Source organism: Gayadomonas joobiniege G7 (genome assembly GCF_000300815.1).
Classification (GTDB): Bacteria; Pseudomonadota; Gammaproteobacteria; order Enterobacterales; family Alteromonadaceae; genus Catenovulum; species Catenovulum joobiniege.
Genome location: NZ_AMRX01000001.1, coordinates 441,196 through 463,217 on the forward strand (window position 1 = coordinate 441,196; position 22,022 = coordinate 463,217).

The window sequence follows — 22,022 nt, forward strand, 5'->3', positions numbered from 1 at the left end:
TATGACTAGTGAACTTGTTGTTCGTTATTTTCACTTTCTCGGGATCTTTTTTCTAGTTTCTGCCATGGTTGCTCAACACCTGCTCATTGAAGCTGAAATGAGTAAAAAACAATTTATTAAGCTTGTCCGTATTGATGCTATGTATGGCATTTCAGCATTGATTGTATTTTTAACTGGCATGACCTTATGGCATGCAGTTGGCAAACCAGCCGAATTTTACACAGGAAATTTTCTATTCCATATTAAATTTACCCTGTTTATTGTCGCTGCTGTACTAAGCCTACCGGCCACCGTTTTTTATTTAAAAAATCGAAACTTTAGTGGTAGTCATATCCAAATACCTAAAAAATATTTAATGTTTTTGCGTGTACAAAAGTTAATTATTTTAATTATCCCAGCATTAGCCGTATGCATGGCACGTGGGGTTGGTTTAAATTAAGCACGCTTCTGACGTTGCAACCAGCAAGTTACTGCAACGCCCCCCAATACAGCAGGCAAAACAGCAATATTTATTGCCTGCTGATTGAACAGATAATCTAATACTGCAACTAAAATCGGGTTTAAATACACATAAGCCACCACCCGTTTGGGGCCCAAAGCCAAAGTGGCTTTTTGGTACAAATATAAAGTTAATAAGGTAGTGCCTACGACCAGGTAGATTAAATGCCAAACAGCTGTGCTGGTGATTTGATTTAACGCCAAAGGCACCGACATTGCCCATAGCGCCAACGAAAGCCAAACAACGGCCATTAAAATAATAGCAAATGTCATTAATAAACGAGATTCTGAGTCTGAAACCAAGCGCAATGAAGCTGCATACGCGCCCATCGACAAACAACCAACAAAAAATAGCTTATCGCCAGGATTAAAACTAAAACTTTGTAGTTTTTGCCAATCACCATCAAAGATCACCCAGAGTGCACAAATAGCCCCAAACAGATATAAAACAAAATCTTGTAAAAGCATTTTTTGACGATAAAAAACAAAACACAAACATGCGGTTAACAGCGGGATCAGGGTGTAAATACTAGCAGTATTCAAAGTACTGGTTTGCTCAAGCGCTGCAAACATAGCAATAAAAAATCCGCAATAAAACAAACTAATTAATGCGGCTTTAGGGAATAATGCCCAGCATTGTTTGCCTGCATTTGGCTGCCACGCAACAAAGGGGACTAATAACAAAGCGGCCAATACAAACCTTAACCATGTAAGCAGCACAGGATGATAATATTGGGATAAATAATCCGCCGAGATAAATGAGCCAGCCACCAACAAGGTCGCCAGCAGAATAGTCCCTTGGGCTTTAATCATGTTTTTGCTGGTCGAGCTGCTCGGAGAGTTTTTTAACCTGCTGGTTTAAACGAGCGACTTCGTCTTTAAGTGCCTGTGTGGTTTGCTCTTGTTTTTCGCGCTGTTGTAGCAGGTTTCTCGCCCATAGCGGTGGGGTATCACTTTCTTCTTGATTAGACGAGGTAAAGCTAGATGCAATATAACCACTAATCACACCAAATAAACTCACGCCACTCACTATTAACAACCCACTGATGATACGGCCCAAATTAGTGACCGGATAATAATCTCCATAACCAACAGTCGACACAGTTACCAGTCCCCACCAAAGCGCATCTTCGGCGTTTTTGATATTGGCACCTTCAACATCACTTTCGACCAAAAAGATAGAAATCGCACTACCAGCTACTATTAACACCATTAAAACCAATAAACCCGCTAGCGTCGTTTGCACCCGCTGTCGCAGCATAGGAACAATTACACTGCGGGCAAGTCGGATCATGCGTATAACCCGAAATATCTGTAAAAACCTTAATAAACGCAGCGGCTCTATCATGGGTATACTGGCTAGCAACTCTAACCAGTGGCTTTTGAAGTATCCCCAAGGCTTTTTAGACATCACCATATTGGCGATAAAATGAATGATAAAAAGCACGCAGATCATAGTATCGATAGACAATAATAGAAGACGTGTTTCTGAGCCTCTAGGCAAAATAAAAATGGCCACAACAATGGCCATAGACACGGCGGATAACAGCATCATGGCTATATCAAATGGACTAGGGACCTGCTGTTGTTCCTGCTGCTTTAAACCATCAAACATCATTAGTCACCAAAGCTTTCTAATAACTTTTGAATTTGCGGTGCATAGGGTTTAATGATACTTAGGTTATCATTTTTAGGTTCTTCTTTTTTCTTCAACTGACCCAATAATCCTTGCATTTGACCGGCTAACATCTCTTTTTGTGATTCGCTTAGCTCCTCTGATTTATTTAGCTCGGATAACGCACTGTTTAATCCTTTTTCAGCTTCATCCATGGTTCCAGAAGCTTGCATTTGATACTCAACAAAAGATTGAATAATTTGTGAGTGTTGCAGAAAAAATGATTCGACCGACTGGTAACCAAAGGTTTGCAGCAACTTATTAAACTCGCCATATAAACCAGCGTCTTTAAGCACACTCATAGCGCTGGCAGCAATTTGTACCGGAGAGTCTTTAAAAAAGTTAATTTTGGTATCTTGATCGAGTACATCTTGATTTTTTGCCATCCACTTACCAACAGTAGGTGCGGCTGAAATCCATTTTTCGATTTGTGACGATGACAAATCAATCGCATGTACAGATGCGGCAAAAACAAATAAAAAGATGGCCTGAATGGCTTTTTTAAACATAGTAAATTCCTATTTTTTACGGGTTAGCTTTAGTGTATGCAACGGCTCGCGAATTGCAAAGACAGACAGCTGAGTTATGTGAAAGCGGCCAGTTATTTCATTTATGTAGCATTATTTATTTCAAACAGTATTATAAGCTTATGAATATCACTAGCACTTATTATGACTCCTGACTATAAAATACGCTACCAGCAAGATTACGCCAGCATTTTGTTTACCGCAATGACAGGGGATTGTGAGATCCGAGTCGATACTTTAGGCGCAGCGACAGTTGAGCAGATTGCCGCTTTGGCCTATCACCAAGTATTGAGAATTGAGCATAAGTTTAGCCGCTACCGTACTGACAACATTTGTTATCGCATCAATACCAGCCGTGGCGATACCATTCCTATTGATGCTGAACTGTATCGCTTATTAACCTATGCAGATAAGTGTTATCAGTCATCCGATGGTTTATTTGATTTAACCTCAGGCATTTTACGGCGCGCTTGGCCGTTTGATGAATATACGAGCACGCCAAACGAAATGCGTATCAAAGCCTTATTGCAGTTAGTCGGTTGGCAAAAAATTGAATATAACCAAAACACTATTACAATGCCGCCTGGCATGGAAATAGATTTTGGTGCAATAGCAAAAGAATATGCAGCGGGTTTAATTGCACAAGCCTGTCGTCAATTAACCCCTGATTTGTCTATTTTAATTAATTTAGGTGGCGATATTCAGATCACCCAGCCACGAAAAAACCGACAGCCTTGGTTGCTTGAGTTACCCGTTGGTTCAAAACAAACCGCCAAAACCAAAACATTTGAATTAATCGATGGTGCGTTAGCCTGTAGCCGTCAAGCGAGTCGCTTTGCCGAAATTGATGGCCGCACATATAGCCATATTTTAAACCCTAAAACAGGCTGGCCAGTTGAAAATGCGCCTTCGAGCGTGACAGTGATGGCCCCTAATTGTATCCAAGCAGGCAGCCTAGCAACCATTGCTATGTTAAAAGGGGAACAAGCGTCTGAATTTTTATTGAGCCGCGGTGTTAACTATCACATAGAGCTATAATCGAAAAAACCGAACAAAACAATCGAAACAGTCAATTATACAGATTAAAACACTCTGCGTAATATAATCCCTGTCGAAAGCAATTAAGCAAAAACACAGGAGACAAACAAATGACTGTATCTATTATCAACACTAAATTAAAAGAATTTAACGCAACTGCTTATCACAAAGGTGACTTTGTTGAAGTATCTGACAAAGATTTAGCTGGCAAGTGGGCGGTTGTCATGTTTTACCCGGCTGATTTTACTTTTGTATGCCCAACTGAATTAGGCGACTTAGCTGACCATTATGCACAACTGCAAGAAATGGGCGTAGAAGTTTATTCAGTATCCACTGACACGCATTTTACTCACAAAGCGTGGCATGATTCGTCAGACACTATTAACAAAATCCAATTTCCAATGATAGGTGACCCAACAGGTAAAATTTCACGCAATTTTGGAGTATTGATTGAAGAAGAAGGCTTAGCACTACGCGGTACTTTTGTAATCAACCCAGAAGGTGAAATTAAAGTAGCTGAAGTACATGACTTGGGCATTGGCCGTAGCGCAAAAGAATTAGTGCGTAAAGTACAAGCGGCTCAATATGTTGCAGAGCACGATGGTGAAGTTTGTCCTGCATCTTGGCAGCCAGGTGAAGAAACTTTAGCACCTTCATTAGACCTAGTTGGCAAAATCTAAGCGAACTGAGCTCAGATAAAGCTGCCATTTGGCAGCTTTATGCTCAATAATTTTTTTCCCCTGGAGTTGTTATGTTAGACACTAAAATAAAACAGCAATTACAAAGTCATTTTGCTGCCCTTAAAAACAAAGTAGAACTTAGCCTTAAAGTAAATGACAGCGCCAAGGCAAAAGAATTAATCACCTTGGCCGAAGATTTAGCCTCGTTAAGTCCACTGATAGAGATCAGTGAAAACGAAGCGCAAGCAGATCGTGCCCCTGTGTTGGTTGTAAAAAACGCCAATGATCAAAATAAAGTGCAATTTGCTGGTGTCCCTATGGGGCATGAATTTACATCACTAATTTTAGCCTTGCTGCAAGCTGGTGGACATCCAGTTAAACAGTCAGCCGAGGTCATAGAACAAATTAAAGGGTTAAATCAGCCATTAAAGTTTGAGACTTATATTTCGTTGAGCTGTCAAAACTGCCCTGAGGTTGTGCAAGCACTTAATTTAATCGCTCTGTTAAATCCGAATGTAGAGCACACTATGATCGATGGGGCATTATTTGAAAATGAAGTTAAACAACGCAATATAATGGCGGTTCCGTCGGTCTACTTAAATGGCGAGTCATTTGCACAGGGGCGTATCTCGTTAGCAGAGATTTTAAATAAAGTAGATTCTGGTGCGGCTGAAAAAGCAGCGGCAGCTTTGAACCAAAAAGATGACTACGACGTATTAGTTGTAGGTGGTGGCCCTGCGGGTGCTTCCGCAGCCATTTATGCGGCTCGAAAAGGTTTAAAAACTGGCATTGTTGCTGAGCGTTTTGGCGGTCAGGTCATGGACACAGTCGGAATAGAGAACTTTATTTCGGTTAAAGCGACCGAAGGACCTAAATTAGTTGCCGGTTTAGAAGAGCACGTTAAAGATTACGACGTGGATATTATTCAAAATCAGTTAGCGAGCTCACTTAGCCGCAATGATTTAATTGAAGTAGGACTGAAAAGTGGCGCTCAGCTAAAAAGCAAAAGTGTTATTTTGGCAACCGGTGCGCGCTGGCGCGAAATGAATGTACCTGGCGAGCAAGCGTATCGAGGCAAAGGCGTTGCTTATTGCCCGCACTGTGACGGGCCGTTATTTAAAGGCAAAAAAGTGGCGGTCATTGGTGGCGGTAACTCAGGTATAGAAGCCGCAATTGACTTGGCCGGTATTGTTGAACATGTCACTGTATTAGAGTTTGCTGACACTTTAAGAGCCGATGAAGTGTTACAGAAAAAAGCCAACTCATTACCGAACATCAAAATTATTAAACAAGCCCAAACCACTGAAGTGGTTGGGGATGGTGCAAAAGTGACCGCACTTAAATATTTGGATCGCCGCGACAATAGCGAACACCAAATTGAGCTGGCGGGTATCTTCGTGCAAATTGGTTTGGTGCCAAACAGCGAGTTTTTAAAAGACTCTTTAGAGTTGAGCCCTCGTGGTGAAATAATCATTGACCACAAGGGTGAAACATCGATGCCTGGCGTATTTGCTGCCGGTGATGTAACCACCAGTCCATACAAACAAATTATTATTGCAATGGGCAGTGGCGCGACTGCATCACTCAGCGCATTTGACTATCTCATCCGCCTCCAACCGGATGCGGACGATAGTAGCCAAGCCGCGTAACAGTTACTGTGTTGTTCTCAACAAGGATGTGCACTTTGGCACAGGCGCCCGCCTGTGCTTTTTTTTGTCTGCAATATTTCTCAGTTAGTTTGAAACAATTTGCCCACTTTTTATGTCATTATAAAAACTAAAATAAAAATTGATTGTCACAGGGGACATTTTGAACAGTACGAAGTTAATTTACAGCTATTGCCTTAGCCTATTACTGCTTATTTGCCTGCCGGTGCAAGCTGCCAATTTAGACTTTTTAAAACAGTCTGCCGATGACGAATTTTTACCCGTAGAGCAAGCATTTGAAATGGACTTTGTACAAACTGGTTCGTTTTTAAAAGTGAGCTGGCAAATTGCCGACGGTTATTATTTATATAAAGCTCAAACCAAAGCTAAAGCCGACGATCGTATCTTACCGATTAACTTTATCCAGCCGGGCAAACTTAAACAGGATGAGTATTTTGGCGAAGTGACTGTGTTTAGGGACAAATTAGACATTAATATCGACTTAAAAAATGTACAAGGCGAAACTCTACTGCTAACTTATCAAGGCTGTGCTGATGCCGGTTTATGTTACCCCCCTAAATTATTAGAACTGCCGATCACCCCCACTTTAACTGGCTCGCCGCAAACCACTGAAAACTTCAGCGCACAAAGTACAGTTAATCAAAAAATAACTGAAAGCACTGGTCCAACTGGGCTTTCTAACGACTTGTTTGAACATAGTTTAACAATGACTTTATTAGGCTTTTTTGTATTAGGTATAGGTTTGTCACTGACCCCTTGTGTATTACCTATGGTGCCAATATTAAGCAGCATTATTAGCAGCCAAAAAAGCACCCAGGTAAAAAGCAGTTTATTGCTCTCGCTGGCCTATGTACTAGGTATGGCACTGTTTTATACCTTAAGCGGAGTTTTAGTCGGTTATTTTGGTGCTCAATTTAATGTGCAGCTTTATTTGCAAGAGCCTTGGATTGTGGCACTGTTTGCTGTGTTTTTTATTGCCATGGCATTGTCGATGTTTGGTTTATACGAGTTGCAACTTCCCGCTTGGCTACGTGAAAAATTGCCCCAGCAAGGGTCTGGTAAAAAAGGGTTGATTGCAACCTTTGTAACCGGTGGAGTGTCGGCGCTGGCGCTTTCTCCCTGTGTTTCGGCTCCACTTGCCAGCGCATTAGTATATATTTCGGCCACGGGTGATGCTTTACTGGGTGGTAGCGCCTTATTTGTATTGAGTTTAGGCATGGGTCTACCGCTTATTTTAATGGGCGCAGGCTTAGGTCAGGCACTACCGAAAGCCGGTAGCTGGATGATACTGGTAAAACAAACTTTTGGCGTTCTAATGCTGGCCATGGCCGTATGGATTGTCGCTCGTATTTTACCCGAGTTATTAGCGGCTGCTTTATGGTCTGCTTTTGGTTTATGGCTTGCCCTGCAACTTGGCTTACGTAGTGGCGTTAAACCAGCAAGCGGTTGGCAAAAATCCCGTCAGGCACTCGCTTGGTTAATATTGTTGGCTGCAGCTTATCATTTTTATCAAACCGATCGAAGTATCCATCAAACAAGCGATACTGCATTAGAACAAACCCACCCTAGTTTATTTACCCGAGTAGATAATGTGGAGGCTTTAAATGGTTTATTGCAAATATCGAATAAAAAAGTGGTTGTGGATCTATATGCTGATTGGTGTGTAAGTTGTGTGATCATTGAAGAAGAAGTGTTTAAAAAGATTGCAGCCAGCGATTACCCTGATTATCAGTTTGTGCAGCTTGATTTAACCGAAATGAGCACAGCTAAACAAAACTTTTTAGCCCAACACAAATTGTTTGGGCCTCCATCACTATTGATTTTTGCACCAGAAAAGGCAAACAAGGCTATTTTTACTTATCAAGCCGAATTTACCTTGGCCCAATTTAAGAGTTGGCTGAAAGCTCAATAAGGCGATAACTCGCTTTTATCAAACTGAGTTTTGCTCAATTGCACATTCTCCTGATTTGCTTTGCTCTCTAACTCAGTTTGCCAAATAGCTAGCTCTTCCATAGTGATAGTATTGTCATCTAATTGCCAAAGCTTACGTAAGCCTTGGTAATAAAACCATAAAATTTGCATCGCTTGCGCATCGCCTTGGTCCACCGCCGTTTTTAAACTTTTATTTTTACGTTGGATCCAGTTCAAATGCTGCTTGAGTCGCCAAACATAATAAACCTCTGTCATAAAGGGGTGTGCTTTAAAATGACGCAGTAACAATCCTACCGCAACACAGCCGAGTATTACGCCAGACAAATTCCAATGAAAGTGACTGCCATCCGGATCGGGAAACAACAAAATAAGCGTTTGTGAAATTGCTAAGCTTAATCCAGCTAAAACAACAATAGAGGCAACAATAATTTTATTAAGGTGGTTTCGGTAACGGCTTTTATCAACCGCTTCAAACTGAATCATAACAAATTCCTAACGGGCATAGTGGCGCTAGTTTAACTCAATTTTTATGATCTTAAACATAGCCAAACCAGTTTTATAGTGACAGTTGGCAGATTTATTTATCACCAAACTAAACAGTTAGCTTTGATCTGAGGTTTTTTATACGGCAAATCCACACAGTGCGATGAAAAATTAAAAAATTTGATTAATATCAGTTACACTAGAGGCAGTTTAAATCGGGCAGGAAACGGCATGACAGATAAGCAGGACAACACCACTCATTTTGGTTTTCAAACCGTCGCCAAAGACGAAAAAGTTGAAAAAGTAGCAGAAGTTTTTCATTCGGTTGCCGCTAAGTATGACATTATGAACGACCTAATGTCAGCAGGCATTCATCGTATTTGGAAACGCCATACCATAGCTTGCAGTGGCGCACGCTCGGGTCAACAAATTTTAGATTTAGCGGGTGGTACAGGTGATTTAACAGCCAAATTCTCGCGCATTGTTGGCGAGCAAGGCAAAGTAATTTTAGCCGATATCAACGAATCTATGCTGCAAGTTGGCCGTGCTAAATTGCACGACCTAGGCATAGTTGGCAATATTGAGTGTGTACAAGCTAATGCCGAATGCCTCCCGTTTGCCGACAATCAGTTTGATATAGTTACAATCGCTTTTGGTTTACGCAATGTCACAGATAAAGACGCAGCATTAGCCTCTATTTACCGAGTTTTAAAACCAGGTGGACGTTTATTGGTATTAGAGTTTTCTAAACCTGTTAGTGACAACTTTGCCAAACTGTACGACTGGTACTCGTTTAATATTTTGCCGCAAATGGGCAAGATGATCACACAGGATGCCGATAGCTATCGCTACCTTGCTGAGTCTATTCGCATGCACCCTGATCAAAAAACCCTAAAAGGCATGATGGAAACCGCTGGTTTTGAAGAAGTCAGCTATCAAAACCTAACTGGTGGCATTGTTGCCCTACATAAAGGATTTAAATTTTAATGCCAGCCGCCAGCCTTATTAGCAGCCTGTTAGAACACACAATAAACTACTGGTTAAAACAAACCGGTAGTCACCAGCAAGTGCCTGCCAGATTGCTTAATAAACAAGTAGCCATTTCGATTAGCGAGTTAAACCTGCAGCTGCAGATGCACATACAAGAAGATGGCTACTTATCGATTTGGTCACCGGTGAATAATGCTGACTGCCATATTATAACCACCTTAGGTGGTTTAATTAAACTACAGCAGCCAGAGCAAATAACCGCTCTCATAAAAGCAGGCGAAGTCGATATAGAGGGCGATGTGCAACTGGCCCAAGCCTACGCCGATTGGCTAAAAGGTAGCCTGATTTATTGGCAAGATGTATTAGCGGGTATTGTATCTGACCCTGTTGCGGCAAAATTAACGCAGGCTGGTGAACAATTTGCAGCGGCAGCACAACAGCAACTGCAAAACAGTCAACGCAATTTTGGTAATATTATTTGGGATGAAAAAAGATTAGCGCCCCACCCCCTCGAAGTTAAAGTCTTTGTTCAGGATCTGCGTCAATTAAGGCAAGATACTGATCGGCTAACCGCACGTATTGAGCAACTTGAGCAAACAATAAATAACAGGTAGACAACCACAGTGAGCATCTGGCGTTTTTATATTATTTTTAGAACCCTGTTAACTTATGGATTGGATGACTTAATTCCTAAACGTTTTCAGCGCTGGCAGTTTAAACTACTACGCAACTGCGCTTTTTGGCTAAAAAACAAATATCCTGATGAACCGGTTGAAGTCCGTCTGCGACTTGCGCTGCAATCGTTAGGCCCAGTGTTTATAAAATTTGGCCAAATGTTATCTACCCGCCGAGACCTGTTATCGCCCGCATTAGCTGAAGAACTCAAAATATTACAGGATAAAGTCGCCCCATTTGACGGCAGACAAGCCCGCGAATTAATAGCCAAAGCCTGGAAAGTAGACAACTTAGATGAATATCTGGCCGAATTTGATGAAACCCCGTTAGCTTCGGCATCGATTGCGCAAGTACATGCTGCACAATTGCACGAAGGCGCGCCATTTGCCCATCAAGATATAGTAATTAAAGTAATTCGCCCCGGCATTGCCGAAACTATGCGCGCCGATGTAGACCTGATGAAAAGCATGGCTCAGGTATTAGCAAAAGTATTGCCGGACGGTAAGCGCTTACGGCCGGTCGAAGTGGTAAAAGAATATCAAAAAACGCTATTCGATGAGCTTGATTTAATGCGCGAAGCCGCGAACAGCATTCAGCTTAAACGCAACTTTGCCAACTCTAAAAGCCTTTACATTCCAGCCGTTTTTTCTGACCTTTGCCGCTCTAACGTGATGGTTATGGAACGCATTTATGGCATCCCCGTGGGTGACATTGATGCCTTAAAAGCCCAAGGTACCGACATGAAGCTATTGGCTGAGCGCGGTGTAGAAATATTTTTTACGCAAGTTTTTAGAGATAGCTTTTTTCATGCTGATATGCACCCGGGCAACATATTCGTTTCACGTGAAACGCCTGAAGAGCCCATGTACATAGGCATAGACTGCGGCATTGTTGGCACCTTAAATAAAGACGATAAACGCTATTTAGCCGATAACTTTATAGCGTTTTTTAACCGTGATTATCGTAAAGTTGCCGAGCTTCACGTAGATTCTGGCTGGGTACCACGAGATACAAATATTGAAGATTTTGAGTTTGCGATTAGAACCGTTTGCGAACCCATTTTTGAAAAACCCCTTGCCGAAATTTCATTTGGCAACGTATTAATGAACTTGTTTAATACCGCCCGACGGTTTCAAATGGAAGTGCAACCACAACTGGTTTTATTGCAAAAAACTTTATTATATATAGAGGGGTTAGGCCGCCAACTTTATCCACAATTAGACCTGTGGAAAACTGCCAAACCCTTTTTAGAAAACTGGGTGCATGATCAAGTAGGGATTAACGCCATTATTCGCTCAGTTAAAGAGAACGCCCCTTTTTGGGGAGAAAAACTGCCTGAGCTGCCGGATTTAGTTTATGATGCGCTACACAGTCATAGAGAGCTACAGCATCAGCAACAGCATTTAATACAAACATTAGAAAAGCGAAATGCCCGCCCTAGCCTATTACCTCAAATTGGTCATGTGATGGTAATTGCCGGTGTTTTAGTTTACTGCCTTAAAGACCAGCTAGCCGCTGGTATTGCACTGGCCGTCGCTGGAGCCGCCTGCTGGTGGGTTAGCAGCCGCAAAAAATAATAGATTTCGGAGATACAAACTAATGGCAATTCATAGCATGACGGCTTTTGCCCGCCGCGAAACTAAAGCCGATTGGGCCACTTTTAGCTGGGAAATTCGCTCGGTAAACCAAAGGTATTTAGAAACCTATTTTAGAATGCCAGAGCAATTTAGAAGCTTAGAACCCGCCCTGCGCGAAAAGCTCCGTAAAGCCATGCAACGCGGAAAAATAGAAATAAACTTGCGTTTATCAGACCAAGATAAAAGCTCAGGCCAGCTAAGTATTAATCAAGCTCTGGTTGAACAGCTATGCCAGCACGCCAGCCAAATCGCGCAAAAACTACCTGAAAATTCTGTGGTTAACCCTGTGGATATCATGCGCTGGCCTGGCGTTATGCAAACCGAAGAAGGGGATGCTGATAGTCAACAAAAAGAACTGCTCAGTGCCTTTGACGAATTGCTAAAAGACTTTATCAGTGCCCGAGCAAGCGAAGGTGAAAACCTTAAAGCTATGATAGAAACCCGCTTAACCGGCATTGCTGAGCAAGTGGCGATTGTTCGTGAAGAAATGCCAGCGGTACTGCAATGGCAGCGCGAGCGCCTAACCACCCGCTTAGCCGAGCTAAAAGAGCAAGTTGACGAAAACCGATTAGAGCAAGAGCTGATTATGCTTGCCCAGCGTATTGATGTGGCCGAAGAGCTCGACCGCTTAGGCTCGCATATTAGTGAAACCCGCGACAAAATCTTAAAAAAAGGCGGCCCATGCGGCCGCCGCTTAGATTTTATGATGCAAGAGTTTAACCGAGAAGCTAATACATTGGCATCCAAGAGCATTAACAGCAGAGTGACGAATGCAGCAGTAGAGATTAAGGTGTTGATTGAGCAGATGCGTGAGCAGATCCAGAATATTGAATAAGTTTTTTTGAGTCTCTCTAAGCTTACTTAAGTTTACCAAGCCCCTGTAAATAGGGGCTTTTTTGTTTTCAGAAGATTTCAGGTCTTTGCCTCTGTTTTCAACCAACTGGTGAGTTTAGTGGTGAGTAGGATTGATCTAGTATGCCCTTAAATGGTGAGTAACTTTCCCTGGCTGACGCACGTGATGCCGCCTTCCAACAACGTAAGCTCATCCAACAAGGCATCAATCCACTGGCAGAACGACAACGTCGCCAACGGTCCGGTATTCAAACCATCGATGACCTGTTTAAAGACTGGTTTGAGCATGATCTTAAAGACAGGCTCAAGCACCCACACATTCCAAAGCGTGTTTACACCAAAGAGATCCAACCGGTAATTGGGAAGCTTAAAATAGATCAGGTAACAGCACTGGATGTACGAGAAATTATTCGGCGAATTTTTGATAGCAATCGGCCAACCATCGCTAACGATACTCTCATGTATATGAAGCAACTGTTCCGGCATGCCAACAAGCTAGATTATTAGGCGACAATTAGCTTGGCCGGTTCGCGACAATTAACTTGACAGGTTTTGTCCTTTACCTCGGGCAAACGCAAAATCCGCTGCTGACACACTGGGTGTACTGAGTTCTGGGTGATTGTGTCGTTGGGTTCATTGTTTCTATGTTTTCCCAACTAAGCCGTACTAATCTGTTAAGTTTTCTTAGGAGTTTGCCCCATACCGCCTCAAAAGTTTGAAATACAAGTAAAGTACTCGTCTATGCGTTTTACAGAATGAGGAACTCAGCGGTTATAGGTCTACACAAGGTGACTTTATAGGTAACAATTTGTAGACCTTAAGGTGGGCACTTCTTATGCGTTATTTTTTATGCATTAATGGCGAAACAAAACGTTTGTTTAAACAATGGCTGTACCTGCACGACTCTAACAACCGGCTCACCGTTTAAATAACGTCTTGGGTCAATAGTCACAAATCCCCAAAACTGCAAAAACCGCTCAATAAATCGTGTTTCTATGCACAAGCTTAAGTTTCTCTCTGGCGAGGAGTAGGCATCCTCTGGCACGGACATGAGTAAATCAGGGAAAGCTGTCATCACTTCATTAACCAGCTTATCCACATTGTGGTGGTTCTGAATTCGCCAAAGCATAAACAGCCAAAAAATACGTAAGTCGGCATCGATGTTAAAAGCGTCTAAATAGCCCCAGTTATATTTGCTGGTGGCGGCCTCTAACATCGGCTTAAAAAATGCCTGTATACCTAATGTCTGATACTGTTTTTGCGCAGATTTTTTAACATGGTAGCGGCCGCTACGTCGATAAATAATACCACTAATTTCGGCTAGCACTCGGGTGTAGTGCAAAGCATTAAATTTATCTTCGTTACTGCCCGCAAACTCACTGATACTTATATTAAGTTCGAATTGAGCTACGGCAAACTCAGGTAAAAGCTCACTGGCCTGCTTGACTAACTTAACTGGTAAATTGCCTTTGCTCGTGGCTTTAAAAGATCCACCTTGTGCCATAGCCTCGTCAATTATAAGGGCTAGATAACGCATCACTGGGCTAGCAGAAAGGCTGTCTGGGGTGCTGATTGTCACCCCCTGTAATTCATCAAACGGGGCATAAAGCCAGTTGTTCATTTGTGTTGGTGTGACACCACAAAAGTCGGGGTGTGGTTGATTATTACGGTCGTGCATTTTATGCTGTACCGCTGCGTTGAGCTCATCAAGGCTCAAATTTGGGTTCATTGCCAACATGGCTTCAACTTCATCGAATACTTGGGCATGTTGCTTAGATGCATTGTCCATGCAACAACGTTTGTATTTTTTACCGCTGCCACAATGACATGGGTCGTTTCGACCGAGCTTCATTGGTGTTCCTCCGTTTTGTTGCTGATAAAGCAAAGCTAACCTACCGCCAACTTAGCGGCCTCTTGCCACATAAAGTGCGGCATCGACTCTTTTAACTGCCACCTAATATTCATCGGTTGCGAACCAGTGTGCGATACATATTCCACTTCGCCATAATTAACAAAGCCCATAGTACGTCCGTATTCATCTTTGCTTCGTTCACGCACAAACAAAAATAGTCGTTTACCCAATTTTTTATGCTGGATATAATCTAAGCCGCGCCCACGATCGGGTCTGGCACTATTTTGTGACTGCCAATGAAAAAGCTGCTCATTAATCGCATAATCATGATACATAGTGGTGGGCGAAAACTGCTTTTCATTTTTATCTAAGGTCACAAACATCAGCTCTATGTTTTGATCTTTCAGAACAAAAACGCCTTCTCGTGCTGGCGGTTTGCGTTTGAATTTTGTTGCTCCAAAGGCAACCAATATTTGCTCCCGCGCATATCGAGCATGCAATCTTAACGAAGCAGCAGGTAAAGCTTCCATTCGACGTTGCTCATGTTTAGTTTTCGCAAGTTGCCAATTTAGTACATCCATTAACTCTGCTTTTAATTCAAAAAAGTTGAGTGCTTGCAAGCTCTGCTCAATAGACTCAAACCCGCATTCTGGTCCTGTTTTCTGCCAAAAATCGTAATGACACATTAAAGCATAACGAAAGTTCACCTGTTCAATAACAAAGCTATGTTGGCAGAGCCGCTTTAAAAAACTCAAATAAGCATGATCATCACAGGTCAAAATTCGATTATAAATCGCTTTTTTTAGCATGGACAAAAGCTTTTCATCAGACAAATTTTCGCTAATCTCATTTTTCGCCTGCCGGACAAGCTGGAACCAACTCCCTCGCTTATAAAGTTCATTTAAATCGATATGAGGATTTATGGTTAAAAAATTCGAAAGTGTTAATGGAAGTGACGAGTGCTGAGGATATTCTCGAATCATATCAACTAAACGCTTCAAGGTTAACGAAGCTTGACGAATGTTTTTAAGCACCATTTCTTGAGTTCGTTTGCTCAATTCGATTCGACAGCCAAGTGGCGCATGAGGAAACCCCTGCTTTATCTCATCGCTTATGGCTTTATTACTTTTACCTACTAAGGCTCTAAATTTATTGGCAAAATCATACTCAGGGCGTGAGTTGCCAACAAAATCTAAAACTGTACAACATTCTTTGCCATCAGCTAACCGTAAACCACGCCCCAGCTGCTGTAAGAAGATTGTTAAACTTTCTGTTGGCCGTAAAAACATCAGGGTGTCAACTTCGGGAATATCAACACCTTCGTTAAAAATATCAACCACACAGAGCACGTTAATACCACCAGAGCGGATTGCTTGCTGCTTTTGTTGGCGTTCTTGGCTGTTGTCGCTGGTCAGTACATCTGCGTTAATGCCGCTCAGCAACAATTGTTTCGCCATATACTGCGCATGCTCTTTACTCACACAAAAAGCCAAAGCTTTTATTTTGCTTATATCCGTAACTATTTCTTGCATGCTCAATAAAATCTTGTCAAAGCGAGCCTGATTGTGGGTGTAGAGGTTGGTTAGTTGCGCAATATCATAACGCCCTCGACTCCATGAAACATCGCGCAAATCTGTCTCATCATCAATAGCAAAATATTGAAACGGGCATAGGTGACGACGATTAATCGCTTCGGGCAAACGGATTTCGGCAGCGATTACGTCACCAAAATCGGCTAAAATATCTCCCCCATCATGACGCTCAGGTGTAGCTGTCAGACCCAATAATATTGACGGACAAAAATATTCCAACACAGCTCGATAGCTAGATGCCGCAATATGGTGTACCTCATCAATCACTATATAATCGTAAAAATCAGCTGTTAAATTTACTTGGTTTAACTGATTATTCAGTGTTTGGATAGACACAAACAATTGCCGGTAGTGCTCTGGCGTATGCCCTCCGACCCAAAGTTCACCAAAAGTACTATTGCGCAGTACACCACGATAGGCTGCTCTAGCTTGTTTTAAAATTTCTTCTCGGTGCGCCACAAAAAGAAACTTGGCTTGCGGTTTTTGTTTGCTAAACCGGGCAAAATCAAAGGCTGAAATCAAAGTTTTCCCTGTCCCAGTGGCCGCCACAACCAAATTACGAAATCGATTATGAATATTTCTCTCTACCGCAAGTTGCTCTAAGATTTCACTTTGATGAGGTAAAGGGGTTATGTCAAAAAAATACGTTGAGTTGACGTTATAGTTTCCACGCTGCTGATTCAAAGCTTTATTTAGCTTTTCGCTACTAACCGCATCACCGCTAAACAACTCAAAATCGTCAGATGCCCAGTAAGTTTCAAAGGTGCTCAAAGATTTTGTAATAATGTGTGGAATTTCTTGCGAGGTTATTTTTAAATTCCACTCCAACCCATTGGTTAAAGCTGAATGCGAGAGATTGGAAGAACCTATATAACCGGTATGGAAACCAGTATTACGTAAAAATAGATAACTTTTAGCATGTAAACGCTCGCGCTCAGTATTGTAGCTTAATTTGACTTGAGTATTCGGTAAACCAGCTAAAAACTCAACGGCTTTAGCATCAGTTGCCCCCATGTAAGATGTAGTGATAATTTTTAACTCACGACCGCTTTTAGTAAACGCCTCAAGTTCTTTTCGGAAAATCCGTATTCCAGCCCACTTTATAAATGAGACTAGCCAGTAGATTTTATCCGCTGATAAGATCTCGCGCTTTAATTCTGATTCAAGTGATAACCCCGCATTACTACCGCAAAATAGCTCGCTTTGGGTGAGGCCAGTTAAAGGAAAAATATCTTTAATATAATTTTTTAAATCAGCTGAAACTGGATTTTCAAGTTCGTACAGCGCAGTTAATAGTTTACCTTGACTGGCAAGCAAATTGTCTTCGATAAAATCACTTTGTTGAATCTGAGCTTTTAGCCATAATAACAATTGATTGGACAAAGCAATTTGCTGTTGTAGACGGTCGTCACCAGCCGGCACCGACTCAATCGCGTACTCTAAGATATGAGATAAAAAACGGGACAACCAAACCGATGCTTCGCTACTATCCATCTCACGCTCACCGACATAAAAACGTTCTCGGTCTATTTGGCTAGCGATAAGCTGAGTTATTAATTGCTCGTAAATTCCAGTTTGCTGCATGTTAGTTCCTTTTACTCCAAGGCTAAATCAAATAACAAAACCCATAGGTGCCACAGTATCCACGCCAAGCTAATCAGTAATAACAGCGCAAGATTATTTTAGGTGCCTACTCTATCTAACACCTCGAGTTAAAGACAGTTAAATTCGCTTAGGTTATAATTTGAAGACTAAAGTCATGGAGATGTTCAGGCGAAAAATATGTTTAAAGGAATAACCATCACATTAATTATTATTTTATCTATTGGCCTAACGCTGTTTTTTACGGATAGACAATTTTTCTTCCAACAATCTTTTTTTAATCAAATCGAACAAAGCACTCAATCTGTCGTTGAGCAAATACAACACATGTTCGAACCACCACAGCATTCACAGCCAGTGGCCGAAGATAGTCGGCAACAAAATAACCTGATACAAACACAGCATCAAACCCTGCCAAATCCCCGTCCTCATCATGTCCTTGATAAATTTGTTTGCCAACAACAAGGGCTGGGCGAGGTACAATATCAAAAAGTACAAGGTTTATACACTTGGGTTGATGAACGCGGGATCCGCAATATTAGCGATCAGAAACCCGAAGCTACAAACGTGTCCAAACTTAACCTAACAACCACCGATGTGCTTGATTATTTTGATTTAACACTCACCGCAGAAAGCTTGCCAGTAGCTTTTAAAAATACCTTAAAAGTTAAACTGAATACAGTATTCAGGGCTTATGCCGAATTACTCGGCAAACAAGCTTTAAAAAAGGTTAAGCTTAATTTACACATTTTACCGGATCGAGCCGCCTATCAAGCTGCAATATCACGCCACGGGGGCAACTCAAATGGCAATATAGGAATGTACCTTCATGCAAGCAATACCGCACTGATAGAATACCGCGGGGAAACCAGAACAATGCAAACCGCCGTGCATGAGGCCGTTCACGCCATAAACCATACTCTTATTGGGCGCTCGCCTAGATGGTTAAATGAAGGTTTGGCCGAATACTTTGAGCGAACCCAAGTGATACATCAGCAACGCATCATTCATGCAAATCCAAGCTGGGTAAAACAAAACAAGCTAAATCATGCTGTTTTATCGCCAGAGCAATTATTACAAACGCCAGATAATTGGCCACTCTCGTCGCAAGCTCAGTTCTACGCAAGCAGTTGGGCTTTAATATACTTTTTAATGGATTCCCAACGCGGTAAACAAGCATTAGCTAACTACATCAAGCAAGAGCAACAGCAGCCGTGCGAACGGTTCAACGCAAACAAAGGCATTCATTTTTTGACTAACGCTTACCCTAATTTACGACAGCAGTTTAATAAAAGAATGCAGCAGCCTATGACTGCCCACAAGTTTTAATACCACCGGTGAGCAGAGCGTCAATGCGCGCGGCGAGCTCAGGTACCACTTCTTGTCCAAACCAAGGGTTCTTTTTTAACCAGATATTGTTTCTTGGGCTTGGATGCGGCAAGGGTAAATAATTAGGCCAATAATCTTGCCAAGCTTTAACTAACTCAGTTAATGGCAAATGTTTACTGCACGGTAAATGGTAGGCTTGGGCATATTTTCCCAAAACAATAGTCAGCTTAATATTTGGCATTGCGGCCAGCAACTCAGCTCGCCAAGCCGGTGCACATTCTTTACGTGGTGGTAAGTCACCCGATTTTCCTTTGCCTGGGTAACAAAAACCCATAGGTAAAATGGCAAAGTGTTTTGCGTTATAAAAACTCTGCTCAGTCACCCCTAACCATGTTCTCAATCGCTTGCCACTGGCATCATTAAAGGGGCGGCCGGTTTGATGCACTTTTAAACCAGGCGCTTGGCCGGCAATTAGAATTTTGGCTTCTTGATGACATTGCAGTACAGGTCGCGCGCCCAGTGGCAGTTGTGGCTCGCAAATTGTACATTGGTGTACACGATTTAATAAATCAGTATTCATAACTTAAAAATATCTTGCTAAAGATTTGCGCTTGGTTAGTGCTAGATTATCGGTAGGGTGGCAAGGATAGTAGAGGGCGTCAAGCAGATAAAATTTAGCCCCAGACATTCTGGGGCTAAAACAAAGTTTAACTTAAAGCTTATTGATATAAATATGGACCACTCCAGCGGTAGCTTTTACCATTGATCTTCAGCTGGTGCTGAGCCGATTGACTCGCTTGCTGATTTGCAACAATAAATAACTGCTGGTTACCGTCTAAATCAGTGATTTTAACAGCCGTATATTGTTCATCGTCATGAACCACCGCTAAATGAGCAATATGACTATTTGAGTTTTTAGATAACTCATTAACCGGGCTGTAACTGCCATGAGGCTCGATGACAGAGGCAAATATTGTGTCTTTGGCCTCGTTCCGGCGAATAATGATGCCAGGGTCACGACGTAAATTAAAATCAGGGTCGTTAGCGCCTAAACGAGTAAGTAAAATTTCATCACTCGACTGAGTCGCTGAGCTTAAAGTGTAATATTTACCGTTGCCCATCCAGGCAAACTGAGTGAAGTCACCAGCGGCTTGTCCTTTACCTTCTAAATACAAATGTTGATAACCATTTTTTTCACCTAAAGGCTTTAAATTGACCGGTGACTGGTAATCAAAATTAACCTCTAACACGTGACCCAAATAATAAAACGGCAAGTCATATTGATTAGTTGTTTCTGAATCAACCTTTAAAATATCCAATAAAAATGGCTTTTCAAAATTCGGGTTTTTAATCACTGCCATGGTTCTTAGCATAGTGGTTCCCGGATACGCATTAGATTCACTGGCACTAACAACCTGAACATTTTTATTGCTGTCATCGTAAAAATGCAGTTCAGAGTGGTGTTTGCTGCCCACTTCATAAATACCATTAAAGTGCTTTGTTTGATTAACCGATAGGGTGTTATGCGCTATTGTTGATTTAGCCCAAGTGGTGTTTTCTTTTAAATAGTTACCACCGCCCTTCTGCTCAATGTTTACAAATCGCACTAAACCATAATCTTGTAAAACTTCGTCACCTTTTTCATATAACGAAAAGGATAATTTATCGTAGTGGCCATGGCTCAAGCCTTGTGCGGTGTATTTAAATACTAAGGTCAATTCTTCGTTGCCATAACGTAAAATGCCTAAACCACCTTGATCACCATTTTGACCATCGCTTAGGTTTATAGAATGTTTAACAAAGGGTTTAGCTTTGCCATCTCTAATACCAATTGCTACTGATAGGCCTGCCTGATCAAGTAGCACTTTGTTTTGACGTTCGGCAATGCTTAATAGTTGCGGATTTTTATCGCCATAATGGTAAGCAACATCAACGGCTGTTACCAAAGATGCTGTGTAAATTGACATGCCTTTTTGACCATCATTTAACGGGAAAAACTCGCCATCGGCATCTGCCAAATTAAGCAGAGTATTCACCCCTTTTAATAACACATTATCTTTGTATTCTAAAACGCCCATTTCTGGTTTGGCGTTTTCCATTGCTAACGCAAAAATTAAAAACGGATACATGGCATAGCGTTGATAATAAGGGCCTTCGGTGTAATAACCTTCAGGTGAAAACGGGTCTTCTAAATTAGCTAAAAAGCCTGCTTTTTGGCCGGCTACTTTAATAAAGCCGCCATCATTATCTTTTGCACCTAACTCAAGACCATCATCTTCGATGCCGTATAAAGCTCTGTCTAATAGCTCTTTATCATCCATCACTAAAGCAATCATACCAACGGCTGCATTACCCCAGGTGCTATGGTTGTGAATACGGTTAAAAAATTGCGGGTTTTCAATTGAGATATAATCCGCAAACGGGCGGAATAAATTGTTTTCTAAAATCTCACGTTCGTCAGCTGTTAGATAGTTGTAAATGGTGTCATACGCTTGGCTCATGTATACCAGCCAGTTACTGTCGTTTAAGCACTGCCAAAATAATTTACCACGCGCATAGGATCTTTCTTTCGGGTGTGGCGGCAGGTTTTTATACATAGCTTCATATTGAAAGAGCATATCTTTTACATACTGGGCATATTTGTCGTCTTCTAAAACCTGGTATAAAACGCCCGCTTTTTGCGCTACATAAAAATTACGTTTGTGACGTTCGTGGGTATAACCACCAGAAAAATCTTTCGGAATGGGCGTATCTATGCCTAATTCGATCTCGGCATCGACTTCTTCTTTCACACGCTGCAAACTAGCGTCGTATAAGGGTACATTGCCTAATTCGGCACGAATTTTTTTAACCCCTTCTTGGGTTAAGATTAATTTAGGATGTTCTTGTGCATTTACTGCATTAACGCCAATTAAAGTCGCTAACAGTAAAGTGATCACTTTTATAAATTGCATATTTTTAGATTCCCCTTTTAAACGCAAAAAAAGCAAGCC

General features: G+C 41.7%; 19 protein-coding genes. 11 read left to right on the forward strand and 8 right to left on the reverse strand.

Annotated features, from left to right (window positions below; genetic code table 11):
* Position 1: 1 nt before the first annotated feature.
* Entirely contained in the window at positions 2–439 is a 438-nt protein-coding gene (locus C727_RS0102120; protein ID WP_017443974.1) for a DUF2214 family protein, read from the forward strand.
* Here C727_RS0102120 and C727_RS0102125 read toward each other — a convergent pair.
* From C727_RS0102125 to C727_RS0102135, 3 genes are read right to left on the reverse strand one after another with little or no spacing between them, the layout of a single operon-like run.
* Positions 436–1,311, reverse strand: a complete 876-nt coding sequence (locus C727_RS0102125) for a DMT family transporter (protein WP_017443975.1) — start codon at positions 1,309–1,311, stop codon at positions 436–438. The two genes, C727_RS0102120 and C727_RS0102125, sit on opposite strands and share 4 nt — an antisense overlap.
* Complete coding sequence (locus C727_RS0102130; protein WP_017443976.1) at positions 1,304–2,116, reverse strand: ion transporter; 813 nt, start codon at positions 2,114–2,116, stop codon at positions 1,304–1,306. Before C727_RS0102130 ends, C727_RS0102125 begins: the two co-directional genes overlap by 8 nt.
* Positions 2,116–2,682, reverse strand: a complete 567-nt coding sequence (locus C727_RS0102135; protein ID WP_017443977.1) for a hypothetical protein — start codon at positions 2,680–2,682, stop codon at positions 2,116–2,118. The genes C727_RS0102130 and C727_RS0102135 overlap by 1 nt, the downstream gene beginning before the upstream one ends.
* A 162-nt stretch (positions 2,683–2,844) precedes the next feature.
* On the opposite strand from C727_RS0102135, the gene C727_RS0102140 reads away from it, so the two are divergent.
* From C727_RS0102140 to dsbD, 4 genes are all read left to right on the forward strand, one after another.
* On the forward strand, positions 2,845–3,738 hold the full coding sequence (locus C727_RS0102140; protein WP_017443978.1) for an FAD:protein FMN transferase: 894 nt from the start codon (positions 2,845–2,847) through the stop codon (positions 3,736–3,738).
* 110 nt (positions 3,739–3,848) lie between these two features.
* Positions 3,849–4,418 (forward strand): alkyl hydroperoxide reductase subunit C, encoded by a 570-nt coding sequence (gene ahpC, locus C727_RS0102145; RefSeq protein WP_017443979.1) that lies wholly within the window; start codon positions 3,849–3,851, stop codon positions 4,416–4,418.
* A 71-nt stretch (positions 4,419–4,489) separates the two neighbouring features.
* Positions 4,490–6,067, forward strand: coding sequence for an alkyl hydroperoxide reductase subunit F (gene ahpF / locus C727_RS0102150; protein WP_017443980.1), 1,578 nt, complete (start codon positions 4,490–4,492; stop codon positions 6,065–6,067).
* Between the two features lie 160 nt (positions 6,068–6,227).
* Positions 6,228–7,997, forward strand: a complete 1,770-nt coding sequence (gene dsbD / locus C727_RS0102155; protein ID WP_017443981.1) for a protein-disulfide reductase DsbD — start codon at positions 6,228–6,230, stop codon at positions 7,995–7,997.
* Here the strand turns inward: dsbD and C727_RS0102160 are convergent.
* Positions 7,991–8,500, reverse strand: a complete 510-nt coding sequence (locus tag C727_RS0102160; RefSeq protein WP_017443982.1) for a DUF3087 family protein — start codon at positions 8,498–8,500, stop codon at positions 7,991–7,993. The genes dsbD and C727_RS0102160 overlap by 7 nt on opposite strands.
* A 231-nt stretch (positions 8,501–8,731) precedes the next feature.
* On the opposite strand from C727_RS0102160, the gene ubiE reads away from it, so the two are divergent.
* From ubiE to C727_RS19945, 5 genes are all read left to right on the forward strand, one after another.
* Positions 8,732–9,487 carry a bifunctional demethylmenaquinone methyltransferase/2-methoxy-6-polyprenyl-1,4-benzoquinol methylase UbiE gene (ubiE, locus tag C727_RS0102165; RefSeq protein ID WP_017443983.1) on the forward strand — a complete coding sequence of 252 codons (756 nt, stop codon included), beginning with the start codon at positions 8,732–8,734 and terminating at the stop codon, positions 9,485–9,487.
* Positions 9,487–10,104, forward strand: a complete 618-nt coding sequence (locus tag C727_RS0102170; RefSeq protein ID WP_017443984.1) for a ubiquinone biosynthesis accessory factor UbiJ — start codon at positions 9,487–9,489, stop codon at positions 10,102–10,104. Before ubiE ends, C727_RS0102170 begins: the two co-directional genes overlap by 1 nt.
* A gap of 9 nt (positions 10,105–10,113) precedes the next feature.
* Positions 10,114–11,742 (forward strand): ubiquinone biosynthesis regulatory protein kinase UbiB, encoded by a 1,629-nt coding sequence (gene ubiB / locus C727_RS0102175; RefSeq protein ID WP_017443985.1) that lies wholly within the window; start codon positions 10,114–10,116, stop codon positions 11,740–11,742.
* 22 nt (positions 11,743–11,764) lie between these two features.
* Entirely contained in the window at positions 11,765–12,637 is an 873-nt protein-coding gene (locus tag C727_RS0102180; RefSeq protein ID WP_017443986.1) for a YicC/YloC family endoribonuclease, read from the forward strand.
* A gap of 335 nt (positions 12,638–12,972) precedes the next feature.
* Positions 12,973–13,161 carry a phage integrase central domain-containing protein gene (locus tag C727_RS19945; protein WP_420196312.1) on the forward strand — a complete coding sequence of 63 codons (189 nt, stop codon included), beginning with the start codon at positions 12,973–12,975 and terminating at the stop codon, positions 13,159–13,161.
* 340 nt (positions 13,162–13,501) lie between these two features.
* Here C727_RS19945 and C727_RS0102190 read toward each other — a convergent pair whose 3' ends face one another.
* Together C727_RS0102190 and C727_RS0102195 are read right to left on the reverse strand one after the other, a co-directional pair.
* Positions 13,502–14,506, reverse strand: coding sequence for a YecA family protein (locus C727_RS0102190; RefSeq protein ID WP_017443988.1), 1,005 nt, complete (start codon positions 14,504–14,506; stop codon positions 13,502–13,504).
* Positions 14,507–14,541: 35 nt separating this feature from the next.
* On the reverse strand, positions 14,542–17,682 hold the full coding sequence (locus tag C727_RS0102195; RefSeq protein ID WP_017443989.1) for a DEAD/DEAH box helicase: 3,141 nt from the start codon (positions 17,680–17,682) through the stop codon (positions 14,542–14,544).
* Between the two features lie 198 nt (positions 17,683–17,880).
* Here C727_RS0102195 and C727_RS17805 point away from each other — a divergent pair, with 198 nt between their 5' ends.
* On the forward strand, positions 17,881–19,029 hold the full coding sequence (locus tag C727_RS17805; RefSeq protein WP_017443990.1) for a DUF1570 domain-containing protein: 1,149 nt from the start codon (positions 17,881–17,883) through the stop codon (positions 19,027–19,029).
* Here C727_RS17805 and C727_RS0102205 read toward each other — a convergent pair.
* Positions 19,007–19,609: a uracil-DNA glycosylase family protein gene (locus tag C727_RS0102205; RefSeq protein WP_017443991.1), complete on the reverse strand. Its 603-nt coding sequence runs from the start codon at positions 19,607–19,609 to the stop codon at positions 19,007–19,009. The genes C727_RS17805 and C727_RS0102205 overlap by 23 nt on opposite strands.
* A gap of 139 nt (positions 19,610–19,748) precedes the next feature.
* Complete coding sequence (locus C727_RS0102210; protein WP_026052516.1) at positions 19,749–21,983, reverse strand: alginate lyase family protein; 2,235 nt, start codon at positions 21,981–21,983, stop codon at positions 19,749–19,751.
* Positions 21,984–22,022: the final 39 nt, after the last annotated feature.

What these genes read in the sequence shown, in the direction of transcription:
- C727_RS0102120 (WP_017443974.1), top strand. Translation starts at nt 2, where the DNA reads ATGACTAGTGAACTTGTTGTTCGTTATTTTCACTTTCTCGGGATCTTT.
- C727_RS0102125 (WP_017443975.1), bottom strand. Translation starts at nt 1,311, where the DNA reads ATGATTAAAGCCCAAGGGACTATTCTGCTGGCGACCTTGTTGGTGGCT.
- C727_RS0102130 (WP_017443976.1), bottom strand. Translation starts at nt 2,116, where the DNA reads ATGATGTTTGATGGTTTAAAGCAGCAGGAACAACAGCAGGTCCCTAGT.
- C727_RS0102135 (WP_017443977.1), bottom strand. Translation starts at nt 2,682, where the DNA reads ATGTTTAAAAAAGCCATTCAGGCCATCTTTTTATTTGTTTTTGCCGCA.
- C727_RS0102140 (WP_017443978.1), top strand. Translation starts at nt 2,845, where the DNA reads ATGACTCCTGACTATAAAATACGCTACCAGCAAGATTACGCCAGCATT.
- ahpC (WP_017443979.1), top strand. Translation starts at nt 3,849, where the DNA reads ATGACTGTATCTATTATCAACACTAAATTAAAAGAATTTAACGCAACT.
- ahpF (WP_017443980.1), top strand. Translation starts at nt 4,490, where the DNA reads ATGTTAGACACTAAAATAAAACAGCAATTACAAAGTCATTTTGCTGCC.
- C727_RS0102160 (WP_017443982.1), bottom strand. Translation starts at nt 8,500, where the DNA reads ATGATTCAGTTTGAAGCGGTTGATAAAAGCCGTTACCGAAACCACCTT.
- ubiE (WP_017443983.1), top strand. Translation starts at nt 8,732, where the DNA reads ATGACAGATAAGCAGGACAACACCACTCATTTTGGTTTTCAAACCGTC.
- C727_RS0102170 (WP_017443984.1), top strand. Translation starts at nt 9,487, where the DNA reads ATGCCAGCCGCCAGCCTTATTAGCAGCCTGTTAGAACACACAATAAAC.
- C727_RS0102180 (WP_017443986.1), top strand. Translation starts at nt 11,765, where the DNA reads ATGGCAATTCATAGCATGACGGCTTTTGCCCGCCGCGAAACTAAAGCC.
- C727_RS0102190 (WP_017443988.1), bottom strand. Translation starts at nt 14,506, where the DNA reads ATGAAGCTCGGTCGAAACGACCCATGTCATTGTGGCAGCGGTAAAAAA.
- C727_RS0102195 (WP_017443989.1), bottom strand. Translation starts at nt 17,682, where the DNA reads ATGCAGCAAACTGGAATTTACGAGCAATTAATAACTCAGCTTATCGCT.
- C727_RS17805 (WP_017443990.1), top strand. Translation starts at nt 17,881, where the DNA reads ATGTTTAAAGGAATAACCATCACATTAATTATTATTTTATCTATTGGC.
- C727_RS0102205 (WP_017443991.1), bottom strand. Translation starts at nt 19,609, where the DNA reads ATGAATACTGATTTATTAAATCGTGTACACCAATGTACAATTTGCGAG.
- C727_RS0102210 (WP_026052516.1), bottom strand. Translation starts at nt 21,983, where the DNA reads ATGCAATTTATAAAAGTGATCACTTTACTGTTAGCGACTTTAATTGGC.